Raw genomic sequence first — 10,326 nt, forward strand, 5'->3', positions numbered from 1 at the left:
ATGACCCTGCCCGGACGGTTCGACGCGGCCGCATCCCGCGCGGCCGAGGAGACGATCTCGTTCCCGAGCGAGAACGAGACCCTGACCTACCACGATCTCGCCGCGACCTCCCGGCGCATGGCCGCGGGACTGGCCGCCGCGGGCGCCGGGCCGGGCAGCGCGATCGGTGTGCTCGCCCCGAACTCGGCCGCGTTCCTGCAGGCGGTGCTGGCGGCCGGACGGCTCCGGGCCGCCGCGTGCCCGCTGCCGCTGCCGATGGGGCTGCGCGACATCGAGGCCTACCTCCGCCGCACCCGGGCCATTGTGGACGCCGCCGGACTCGATCACCTGGTCACCGTGCCGAAACTACGGCCCCTCACCGAGCACCTCACCGGCCCGCGCATCCACGACGCCGCGGAACTCACCCGGCACGAGCCCGCCGTGCTGCCCGGGGCGCAACCGGGGGACACCGCCGTCCTCCAGTTCACCTCGGGCAGCACGGCCGCCCCCAAGGGCGTGGTGCTCACCCACGCCAACGTCGTCGCCTGCGCGGACTCCATCACCGAAGCCATCGCCATCACCGCCGCCGACTCGTGGGGCAGCTGGCTGCCGCTGTTCCACGACATGGGCCTGTTCGGCACCGTCACCGGCCTGTTCAACGGGATCCGGCTCACCGTGTGGTCCCCGGCCGCGTTCGTCAAGAGCCCCGCGGCGTGGCTGACCGAGTTCACCGCGGCGCGCGCGAGCATCTGCGCGATGCCGAACTTCGGGTACGACTACCTGCTGTCCACCGTGCCCGCGGACCGCGAACTGGACCTGGCGCACTGGCGGGTCGCGTTCAACGGCGCCGAATCGATCGCCGTGCCGTCGGTGCGGGCCTTCCTCGACCGGTTCGCCCCCGCCGGGTTCCGCCCGGAGGCGATGACCCCGGCCTACGGCATGGCGGAGGCGACGCTCGTGGCGACCCTGCCGCCGCTGGACCGGCCGCCGGTCTGGGAGTGGGTCGACCGCGCCGCCCTGGCCGGCACCGGGAAGGCGATCGCCGTCGCCGAAAGCCCGGACGCGCGTGGGATCGTGGGGCTCGGCCGCGCCGTCCCGGGCATGCGGGTCCGCGTCGCCGGGGGAGTGCCGGACGGCGTGGTCGGCGAGATCGAGGTCACGGGCGCGGCGGTGACCAGCGGCTACCTCGGCCACCGCGACGGTCCCTTCACCGCGGACGGGTGGTTGCGCACCGGCGATCTCGGCTACCTGCGCGACGGTGAGCTGTTCTTCACCGGCCGCAGCAAGGAAATGATCACGGTGCGGGGCGAGAACGTCTACCCCCTCGACGTGGAGGCGGTCGCGCAGCGCGTCGAGGGCGTCTACAAGGGACGGTGCGTCGCGTTCGCCGACGAGGAGCGGATCGTGCTGTGCGCGGAGACCCGGCTGCGCGAGGACGACGAGCGGGAGCGGCTGCGCGAGACCATCGCCGCCCGCTGCGCCGCGGAACTCGGCGTGGGGCCGGTCGTGCACCTGGTCGAACCCCGCGCCATCCCCAGGACCACGAGTGGAAAGCTCCAGCGGCTCGGCATGCGGGAGCGCTACCGGACGGAGAAGTCATGACGCAGGCGCCTGACATGCAGGACATGCACAGCTTGGAGGTGTTCCGGCACTACGACCGCAACCACTGGCGGCTGTCCGGGCTCCCGCTGCGCTCGGTCGACACCGCACTGGTCAAGCCCGAGTACGTCACGCTGGTCAAGAGCGCGGTGATGGGCGAGTCCAACGTGATCGCCGCGGTGCACGGGTTCCTCAACGAGTTCGCCGACGACTACGACTTCTCCGCCTTCGCGGTGATCTGGGGCTACCAGGAGGTGCAGCACCACTACGCGTTCACCTCGTGGCTGCAGGCCGTCGGCGAGACGGTGGACAATCGCGCGGTCGCCGCGATGCGCGCCCCCTACGACCCGGGCACCACCCCGTCGGCCACGCTCGCCACCAACATCATCTCCGAGCTGACCGTCAACCACGTCTACCGCGCCGTGTCGGCGTGGGTGGACGAGCCGGTGCTCAAGGAACTGTTGCTGCGTGCCAGCCGCGACGAGGCCGGGCACGCCCGCGAGTTCCGGCACTTCCTCGGCAAGCGGCTCCAGGCGCATCCGGGGGAGGTCGCCTCGGTGCTGGAGACGCTGTACTTCTACACCTCCGACGACAAGATCCGGCACCCGGTCGGCGTGTTCAAGGCCGGCCTGGACGAGCTGTCCGAGACCGAGACGATCGACACCGGGTTCGAGTTGTTCCTCGACACCGTCGCCGGCGCGGGCGAGCTGGACGAGCTGCAGGACAAGATCCGCCGCACCTTCGGGTCGCTCACCGGCTACGACACTTCCAGCAACCGCGCGGTCCGCCGCGCACTGGCCACGGCGCTCGGATGACCACCGTCCTGCCCTGGGCCGGCCGCGCCGACCACCACTGCTTCGGCTGCTCGCCCGCCAACCCCGGCGGGCTGCGGCTGGAGTTCACCGAGGACGGCGACACCCTGACCGCCGAGTTCACCCTCGGCAAGCACTTCGAGTCCTACCCCGGCGTCGTCCACGGCGGCATCACCGCCGTGATCTGCGACGAAACCATGGGCAACCTGATCGTGCTGCGGCACGGGGTGCCCGCCCTGACCACCTCGATGCGGACCCGGTACGTCGGCGTCGTGAGCGTGGGCCGCACCTACCGCTGCGTCGCCCGCGCCACATCCGGCGCCGAACTGGTCCCCGCCTCGGCCGAGATCCTCGATTCCCGCGGGCAGGTCGTCGCGACCTCGACCGCCACGTACAAGATGCGAAGGAGTGCCCCGTGACTGCCGACGCCGGTACCGTCGCCGACACCGTGACCGAGATCGTGGCGGCCGCCCTGGGCCGGGACGCCGCCGAACTGACCCCGGACACCGACCTGCGGTCGGTCGAGGGCGCCGACTCGATCAAGGTCCTTCGGATCGTCGCCAAACTCGAGCAGACCTACGACATCGAGCTGGAGGACGACGAGATCTTCGGCCTGCGCACGATCGACGAGGTGGTCGCCGTGGTCGGCCGCGCGCTGGACCGGGACCACGGATGAGCACCGCCACCAACCAGCACTACGACCTCGACCCGGACGTCTTCGCGCGGTTCCTCGACCCGCTGCGCAAGTACTCGGCCGGGCTGTTCGACTCCGGCACCACCACGCTGGAGCAGGCGCAGCGGCGCAAGCTGTCGTTCGTGGCCGGCCAGCTGCGCCTGCTCGGCGGCGAACGGGTGCTCGACATCGGCTGCGGCTGGGGCGCGCTGCTGCTGTTCCTGGCCCAGGAGTACGGCTGCCGCACCCACGGCATCAGCCCCGCACCCCGCCAGCACGACTACATCGCCGGCCGGGTGGCCGAACTGGGGCTCGGCGCGCTGGTGACCAGCGAGGCCGTGGCGATCGAGGACTACGAGCCCGCGCCCGCCGCGTTCGACGCGGTCACCATGCTCGGGTCGGTCGTGCACATGCCCGACCTGGCGGGCGTGCTGATCAAGGTGCGGCGCGCGCTGCGGCGCGGCGGGATGCTGTACCTGTCGGAAAGCTGCTTCCGCAGCGAGGCCGTCCGCCGCGCCTGCGACGACCGGCCCGGCACCGAGTTCGTGCGGCACGGGGTCTTCGGATCCGGCGACCTGCGGCCGCTGTCCGAGCTGGTCGCCGGCGCGGAGTCGGCCGGGTTCTCCATCCGCGCCGTGCACGACCTGACCGGCGACTACCGGCGGACCATCGACTGCTGGATCACCAACCTCCGGGCCGCGGGCGACCTGCCCGGCGCGGCGGACCTGCTGCGTTACCTGGAGATCGCCAACGCCGGATGGGGCTACACCACCAAGCACTACGCCCTCGTCTGCGCCAAGGCCCGGTGAGCCCGATGAGCAGTTTCGAGGCGAGCGTGCTGCCCGCGCAGGACATGGCCTCCGCCGTCGGCCGGTACTTCGCGGGCGCGGCCCACGCTCGCACCTGGCACGTCGAGACGGCGATGGACTGGGCGGCGGCCGACGCCGGGCGCCTGACCGAGGGGCAGCGGTCCGCGGTGGAGTTCATCACCATCATCGAGGACCACCTGCCCGGCTACTTCGCGCTCTACACCGAGAACTTCCCGGTCGACGGCTCGGTCGGGCCGGGCCTGTACGTGCACAACCGCGAGCTGTACCACTTCACCGTGCGCTGGGCGGCCGAGGAGGACAGCCACGCCCGGGCGCTCGCGCGCTACCAGTCCGCGTCCGGCCTGCGCGACGAGGACGCCGTGCGGCAGGCACTGGCCGGACCCGGCCAGGGGCGGTTCGACCTGCCCTTCGACCACCCCGTCCAGTTCTTCGCCTATGCCCTGGTGCAGGAGAAGGCCACCCAGATCTACTACCAGCAGCTGCGGGCGGTGGCCGGCGACCCGGTGCTGGGGGAAGTGCTGACCCACCTCTCCCGCGACGAGGCCCGCCACTTCACCTTCATGGCCGACGTGGTCGCGGCCTACCTGCGCGTCCACGGCGACGCCGTGCTCGACCCGATCCGCGCCGTGATCGCCGAGTTCCGGATGCCACTGGCCGGCACGCTGCGCGGCTACTGGCGTTGGGCGCTCAAGATCGCCGACACGGCCCGCTACGACCACACCGACGCCTACGAGCACCTGATCAAGGTGCTCAACCGGGCGGTGGACGCCCGCAGCGACCGGCTCGGTGAGCTGATCGCGTTCATCGGCTCCTGCCGGACCCTGAGCGCCTAGGGACGAAGGTCACTTCCGCGGGGGAGCGGGCTGTACTCGCGGGTAGCCGTCTGGCAGGGTCGGTGGCTCCGGCCGGGTTCGCGGGCGGTGTGGAGAAGGGGTGAGCACGTGCCCGGGACACTGGAGAAGATCGCCCACCGGCGCCGGGGTGAGCAGGAGATCCGGCGGCTGGAGGCGCTCCTGCGTCTGGAACAGCCGCAGTTCGCGCCCGGTGTGGTGCACGAGTGGGTGGCGCGCGAGTTCGCGCGGTTCGACGACGCCCCGGTGCGGGCTTACATCCCGATCCTCGTGGAACGCGCGGTCCGGGCGCGGCTGCGCGCGACCCCCGTGGTGCCCTATTGGCCCGCGGTCGAGCTGGTGGATTGGGCACGCGGGACGGCCGAGATCCTGCTCGCCGGGGAGCTGCCACGCCGCTGGCAGCACACCCGGGGAGTGGCCGGGCGGGCGAGTGAGGTGTCGGTGGTTCTGCCGCCCGGCGAGCGCGCGGTGCTGGTCGCGGCCGCGTGGCTGCACGACATCGGCTACGCGAGCCCGGTGTCGGCCACCGGGTTGCACTCGCTCGACGGCGCCCGGTTCCTGGCCCGGCTCGGCGTTCCGTCTCGGGTGTGTGCGCTGGTCGCGCACCACTCCGGCGCGGCGGCCGTTGCCTCGCTTCGCGGGCTGGCCGGTCAGCTCGCCGAGTTCCCGGACGAACGTGGGCCCGTGCGGGACGCGTTGTGGTACTGCGACATGAGCACCAGCCCGTGGGGCGAGCCGGTCTCGTTCGAGCAGCGGATGGCCGAGATCCAGTCCCGCCGGGGGCCGGAGGACCCGGTGGTCCGGGCGCTCGCGATCAACCGGGGCGAACGCGCCGCGGCGGTCGAGCGGACCGCGGAACTGCTCCGGCGAACCGGGCGCTGCCCGGCCTCCGTCACCCGTTCGGACGCACGTTCGAGCACGTCGCCATGTTGTTGTCCCGGAGGTTGCAGCGGGGGTTCATCGGCTGTTCGCCGTCACGGAGCACGCTGAACGACGCACACGGTCCGGGCGGAGGAACCTGTCATGGAGTTCAGGCATCTGGTGTCGTTCCTGGCGATCGCCGACGAGCTGCACTTCGGGCGGGCGGCGGCGCGGCTGCACCTGACCCAGCCGTCGCTGAGCCAGCAACTGCAACGCCTCGAGCGCACCCTCGGCGTCGAACTGGTCGCCCGCACCTCCCACGAGGTGCGGCTGACGTCGGCGGGCCGGGCGTTCGAGGTCGAGGCGCGCGCGATCGTCAACCGGATGGGCAAGGCCGCCCAGTCGGCGCGGGAGGCCGCGGCCGGGCGCACCGGCACGATCAGCGTCGGCTACAACTTCCCCGCCGGCCAGCACATCCTGCCGGCGACCCTGGCCAAGATGCACGCCGAGTACCCCGACGTCACCGTGAAGCTGGAGGAGAAGCGCACCGGCCCGCAGCTGGCCGCGCTCGCCGAGGGGACCCTGGACATCGCCCTCGTCTACGGCCGCCCGGTCACCTCCGACTTCCAGTACCGGCGCCTGCTGCAGCTGCCGATGGTCGCCGTCGTCGGGCCCGGCCACAAGTGGGCGGGCCGCCCCGGAGTGCCCTTCGCCGAACTCGCGCGGCAGTCCTGCATCCTGTTCGACCGCGAGCAGTGCCCGGCGATGTACGACGCGATCCTCGCCGCCGCCGAACGCACCGGGATCCGGCTCACCGTCGCCCACGTGATCGACGACCCCGGCGCCACCGCGATCCTGGTGTCGGTCAAACCGCTCGTCGGGTTCGCCTCCGCCTCCCGCGGCATGCTCGCCGGCTCCGCGGTCGGCGGCGTGCGCCCGGTGCCGGTGCAGCTCTACGACCCGGTGCCCACGATCGACCTGTACGCGGTGTGGCGCGACACCGGGGTCAACCCGCTGCAGGAGGTCTTCCTCGACTGCCTGGAGGCGGTCGGGCCGTTCCAGATCCCGGCGATGCGGGCGGAAGCACGCGCGGCGCGATAGGCAATTCCAACCGGACGTTCGCCGAATACGCGTTGCCCCATTCCGCAGCCACCCGAAGAATTGTCGTACGTGAAGACTTCGTTCACCGGGAATGGTTTCGCCCTGGCGCTCGACCGGGGCCTGTATTCGGTACTCGAGGAAGGGCTCCGGCGCGATCCGGACCGCCCGGTCCTGTCCCGCCCGGCCGACGGCGGCTGGCACGACGTCACCTACGCCGAGCTCACCCGCCACGTCCGCGCCGCCGCGGCCGCGCTGCGCGAACGCGGCGTGCGGCAGGGCGATCGCGTCGCGATCCTCGGCCGCACCTCCTACGAGTGGGTGGTCGCGGACTTCGCGGCGCTGGCGCTCGGGGCGGTGACCGTGCCGGTCTACCCCACGGCCTCCGAACACCAGATCCGCCACGTGCTCACCGATTCGGGGGCCCAGTGGTTCGCCGCCGAGACCGACGACGACGCGTCCCGGCTCCAGGCCGCCGGCGCGGGCAAGGTCTGGACCTTCGCCGAGGTCGGGTCGTGGCGCGACGACACGGCCGGACCGGTGGACAGCCCCGTGGCCGCAGCCGATCTCGCGACCATCGTCTACACCAGCGGCACCACCGGAGCGCCCAAGGGCTGCCTGCTCACCCACGCCAACATGTACGCCTCCTCGGCCAACACCGTGCTGCAGACGGACTGGCTGTTCCACCGCGCCGCCCCCGGCGACACCGCCCCCGCGGCCACGCTGCTCGCGTTGCCGCTGTCGCACGTGTTCGGCCGCACCATCCTGCTGTCCTGTCTGATCGCCGGCACCCGCACCGGGCTGGTCGCCGGCATCCCGGACATGCTGCCCGCGCTGCGGCAGTTCCGCCCGACGTTCCTCGCCCTGGTGCCCTACGCGCTGGAGAAGGTGCGCAAACTCGGTGGTGACCTGCTCGCCCCAGCCCGTCACGTGATCTGCGGCGGAGCGTCGCTGGACGACACCACCGCCGCGTTCTACGCCGCCGCGGGCACCGAGATCCTCAACTGCTACGGCCTGACCGAGGCGGCGACCGCGGTCACGGTCAACGCCCCGGCGACCAACCGGCGCGGCACGGTCGGGCGCCCGATCCCCGGCACGACCGTGGGCATCGCCGACGACGGCGAGGTCCTGGTGCGCGGGGCGAACGTCTCGCCCGGGTACTGGCCCGGCTCGGTCGCGGGCGATCCCGGTTGGCTGCACACCGGCGACCTGGGCGAGCTCGACGACGACGGCTACCTGCGGATCACCGGGCGGCGCAAGGAGATCCTGGTCACCAGCGGTGGCAAGAACGTCGCGCCGACCCTGCTGGAGGACCGCGTGCGACTGCACCCGAAGGTCAGCAACTGCATGGTTGTGGGCGACGGCAGGCCGTTCGTCACGGCACTGATCACAGTGGACGGTGCGGTGTCGCCCGAGGAGCTGCAGCCGGTGGTGGACGAAGCGAACAGCCTGGTGTCCCGGGCGGAGTCGATCCGGGCGTTCCGGATCGTCGAGGGCGATTTCACCGTCGCCGCCGGGCTGCTGACCCCGTCGATGAAGCTGCGCCGGGCCGCCATCGAAGAGGCCTACGCCGCCGACATCGCGCAGCTGTACGGCACGTGAATGGTGCCCCAATTTCCCGCCGGGAATTGTTTCCGGGTTGTTCCGGGAATTGTGCGGCCCAATCGCGCCATGGCACGTGCGCATTCGCGTTGATCCGGCATCGCGGCCGAACCGAGAATTGATCCGTATCCGCTGGTCCGACAGGAGTCCGATCATCATGTATGACGTCATCGTCGTCGGTGCGCGCTGCGCCGGGTCGCCCTTGGCCATGTTGCTGGCCCGCCACGGTCACCGGGTCCTGGTCGTCGACCGGGCGAGTTTTCCGAGCGACACCGTGTCCACCCACTACCTCCACCAGGCCGGGCTGTCCCGGCTGCGGGACTGGGGCCTGCTCGACCGCCTGATCGCCACCGGTGTGCCCGCCATCCGCGAGCTGAACTTCACCTACACCGGCATCGACATCCGCGGCTTCGCCGACCCGATCGACGGCATCGACGCCGTGTACTGCCCGCGCCGCACCGTGCTGGACGAGCTGCTGGTCGGCGCCGCCCGCGAGGCCGGCGCCGAGGTGATCGAGGGCTTCACCGTGAGCGAGCTGGTGTTCGACGGCGACCGCGTCATCGGCATCCGCGGCTCCGAGGGCGACGCGCCCGAGCAGGAGTTCCGCGGCCAGGTCGTGGTCGGCGCGGACGGCGCGGGCTCGATCGTCGCGCAGCAGGCCGGCGCGCAGACCTACCGGCACGTGCCCGCCGCCGGGTTCATCTACTACTCCTACTACAGCGGCCTGGACTGGGGCATGCACCACCGCACCGGGTTCGGCGAGCAGCAGTTCGGCACCTGGCCCACCAACGACGGCCTCAACCTGCTGGCGATCATCCGGCCGCGCGAGCGGTTCGGCGAGTTCCGCGCCGACCCCGAGCGGCACTTCCAGGACATCTTCGACCAGATCGACCCGGAGATGGGCGAGCAGCTGCGCGACGCGGGTGTGCGCGAGGAGCCGTTCCGCCCGATGCGCTATCCGGACAACTACTACCGCCGCTCGTGGGGCCCCGGTTGGGCGCTGGTCGGCGACGCCGCCTACCACAAGGACCCGTTCACCGGCTGGGGCATCACCGACGCGTTCAAGTACTCCGAGCTGCTGGCCCAGCAGCTTCACAGCGCCCTGTCCGGTGAGCGCTCGCTGGCCGACGCACTGGGCGAGTACGAGAAGGTGCGCGACGCCGAAAGCGCCGGAACGTTCAACCTGACGGTGAGCCTGTCCACGCTGAAGCTGACCCCGTACTACGACGCCGTCTTCCGGGCCACCAGCCAGAGCCCCTCCTACACGCGCAAGTTCTTCGGCCTCATCGCCGGCGGCTACCACGGTGAGGAGTTCTTCGCACCGCACAACCTCGAGCAGCTCTACGACGAGGTCGGCACCCCGGCCGCGCAGCGCCTGCTCACCAACCCGGGGGAGTAGCGACCGCGATGCCCGCGATCCGGATGACCGTGCTCGGCGACAGCTTCGTGGAAGGGCGCGGCGACCCGGCTCCCGGCGGCGGCTGGGCCGGCTGGGTGCCCCGCTTCGCCGGGGCGCTCGGCCTGCCCGCCGCCGCGGTGCGCAACCTCGGCACCCACGGCGCCACCACCGCCGACGTGCTGGCCCGCCAGCTGCCGCGCGCCCTGGCCCCGAAACCGCCCCTGATCGGCGTCGTCTGCGGCGTCAACGACCTGGTGTCCGCCTACGACGCGGACGGCTTCCGCGCCAACCTGCGGTCCCTGTTCGGGGCCCTGCGCGGCTTCGACACCACCGTCTTCACCGCCAACTACCCCGACATCCCCGGCAACCTGCCGGTGCCCGACGGGTTCCGCCGTCTGCTGCGCGAGCGGTTCGCCGCCGCCAACACCGTGCTGGCCGAGGTCACCCGCGAGACGGGGACCCTGTGCCTGGACCTGGCCGGGCGCCCCGAGTGGAACGGCCCCGGGCTGTGGTCGCCCGACGGCCTGCACCCCAGCCCCGAGGGGCACCGCGCCTTCGCCGACGCCGTGGCCGACCTGGTCACCGAGGCCACCGGACTGAGCAAAGCCGCCTGAGCAAGACT

The 10,326-nt window shown here is 72.0% G+C and carries 11 protein-coding genes; all 11 read left to right on the forward strand.

Annotation, left to right across the window (positions count from 1 at the left end):
* Entirely contained in the window at positions 1-1,581 is a 1,581-nt protein-coding gene (locus tag IE290_RS03425) for an AMP-binding protein (protein ID WP_191243013.1), read from the forward strand.
* On the forward strand, positions 1,578-2,393 hold the full coding sequence (locus tag IE290_RS03430; RefSeq protein WP_229874093.1) for a ferritin-like domain-containing protein: 816 nt from the start codon (positions 1,578-1,580) through the stop codon (positions 2,391-2,393). Before IE290_RS03425 ends, IE290_RS03430 begins: the two co-directional genes overlap by 4 nt.
* Positions 2,390-2,809, forward strand: a complete 420-nt coding sequence (locus IE290_RS03435) for a PaaI family thioesterase (RefSeq protein WP_191243014.1) — start codon at positions 2,390-2,392, stop codon at positions 2,807-2,809. The genes IE290_RS03430 and IE290_RS03435 overlap by 4 nt, the downstream gene beginning before the upstream one ends.
* Complete coding sequence (locus IE290_RS03440) at positions 2,806-3,066, forward strand: acyl carrier protein (RefSeq protein ID WP_191243015.1); 261 nt, start codon at positions 2,806-2,808, stop codon at positions 3,064-3,066. Before IE290_RS03435 ends, IE290_RS03440 begins: the two co-directional genes overlap by 4 nt.
* Positions 3,063-3,872, forward strand: coding sequence for an SAM-dependent methyltransferase (locus tag IE290_RS03445; RefSeq protein WP_191243016.1), 810 nt, complete (start codon positions 3,063-3,065; stop codon positions 3,870-3,872). Before IE290_RS03440 ends, IE290_RS03445 begins: the two co-directional genes overlap by 4 nt.
* A gap of 5 nt (positions 3,873-3,877) precedes the next feature.
* Positions 3,878-4,726, forward strand: a complete 849-nt coding sequence (locus tag IE290_RS03450; protein ID WP_191243017.1) for an acyl-ACP desaturase — start codon at positions 3,878-3,880, stop codon at positions 4,724-4,726.
* A gap of 108 nt (positions 4,727-4,834) precedes the next feature.
* Positions 4,835-5,734 carry an HD domain-containing protein gene (locus tag IE290_RS03455; RefSeq protein ID WP_229874095.1) on the forward strand — a complete coding sequence of 300 codons (900 nt, stop codon included), beginning with the start codon at positions 4,835-4,837 and terminating at the stop codon, positions 5,732-5,734.
* Positions 5,735-5,767: 33 nt separating this feature from the next.
* Positions 5,768-6,706, forward strand: a complete 939-nt coding sequence (locus IE290_RS03460; RefSeq protein ID WP_191243018.1) for a LysR family transcriptional regulator — start codon at positions 5,768-5,770, stop codon at positions 6,704-6,706.
* A 69-nt stretch (positions 6,707-6,775) separates the two neighbouring features.
* Positions 6,776-8,305 (forward strand): AMP-dependent synthetase/ligase, encoded by a 1,530-nt coding sequence (locus IE290_RS03465; RefSeq protein ID WP_191243019.1) that lies wholly within the window; start codon positions 6,776-6,778, stop codon positions 8,303-8,305.
* Positions 8,306-8,462: 157 nt separating this feature from the next.
* Positions 8,463-9,704 carry an NAD(P)/FAD-dependent oxidoreductase gene (locus tag IE290_RS03470; protein WP_191243020.1) on the forward strand — a complete coding sequence of 414 codons (1,242 nt, stop codon included), beginning with the start codon at positions 8,463-8,465 and terminating at the stop codon, positions 9,702-9,704.
* Between the two features lie 8 nt (positions 9,705-9,712).
* Positions 9,713-10,318, forward strand: coding sequence for an SGNH/GDSL hydrolase family protein (locus IE290_RS03475; RefSeq protein WP_191243021.1), 606 nt, complete (start codon positions 9,713-9,715; stop codon positions 10,316-10,318).
* Positions 10,319-10,326 lie beyond the last annotated feature (8 nt).

It is taken from the genome of Amycolatopsis deserti, from assembly GCF_014653945.1.
Classification (GTDB): Bacteria; Actinomycetota; Actinomycetes; order Mycobacteriales; family Pseudonocardiaceae; genus Amycolatopsis_E; species Amycolatopsis_E deserti.

Bases quoted from the DNA above. Each gene is read 5' to 3' on its own strand.
- IE290_RS03470 (WP_191243020.1), top strand. From the start codon at position 8,463: ATGTATGACGTCATCGTCGTCGGTGCGCGCTGCGCCGGGTCGCCCTTG.
- IE290_RS03475 (WP_191243021.1), top strand. From the start codon at position 9,713: ATGCCCGCGATCCGGATGACCGTGCTCGGCGACAGCTTCGTGGAAGGG.
- IE290_RS03460 (WP_191243018.1), top strand. From the start codon at position 5,768: ATGGAGTTCAGGCATCTGGTGTCGTTCCTGGCGATCGCCGACGAGCTG.
- IE290_RS03445 (WP_191243016.1), top strand. From the start codon at position 3,063: ATGAGCACCGCCACCAACCAGCACTACGACCTCGACCCGGACGTCTTC.
- IE290_RS03450 (WP_191243017.1), top strand. From the start codon at position 3,878: ATGAGCAGTTTCGAGGCGAGCGTGCTGCCCGCGCAGGACATGGCCTCC.
- IE290_RS03430 (WP_229874093.1), top strand. From the start codon at position 1,578: ATGACGCAGGCGCCTGACATGCAGGACATGCACAGCTTGGAGGTGTTC.
- IE290_RS03435 (WP_191243014.1), top strand. From the start codon at position 2,390: ATGACCACCGTCCTGCCCTGGGCCGGCCGCGCCGACCACCACTGCTTC.
- IE290_RS03425 (WP_191243013.1), top strand. From the start codon at position 1: ATGACCCTGCCCGGACGGTTCGACGCGGCCGCATCCCGCGCGGCCGAG.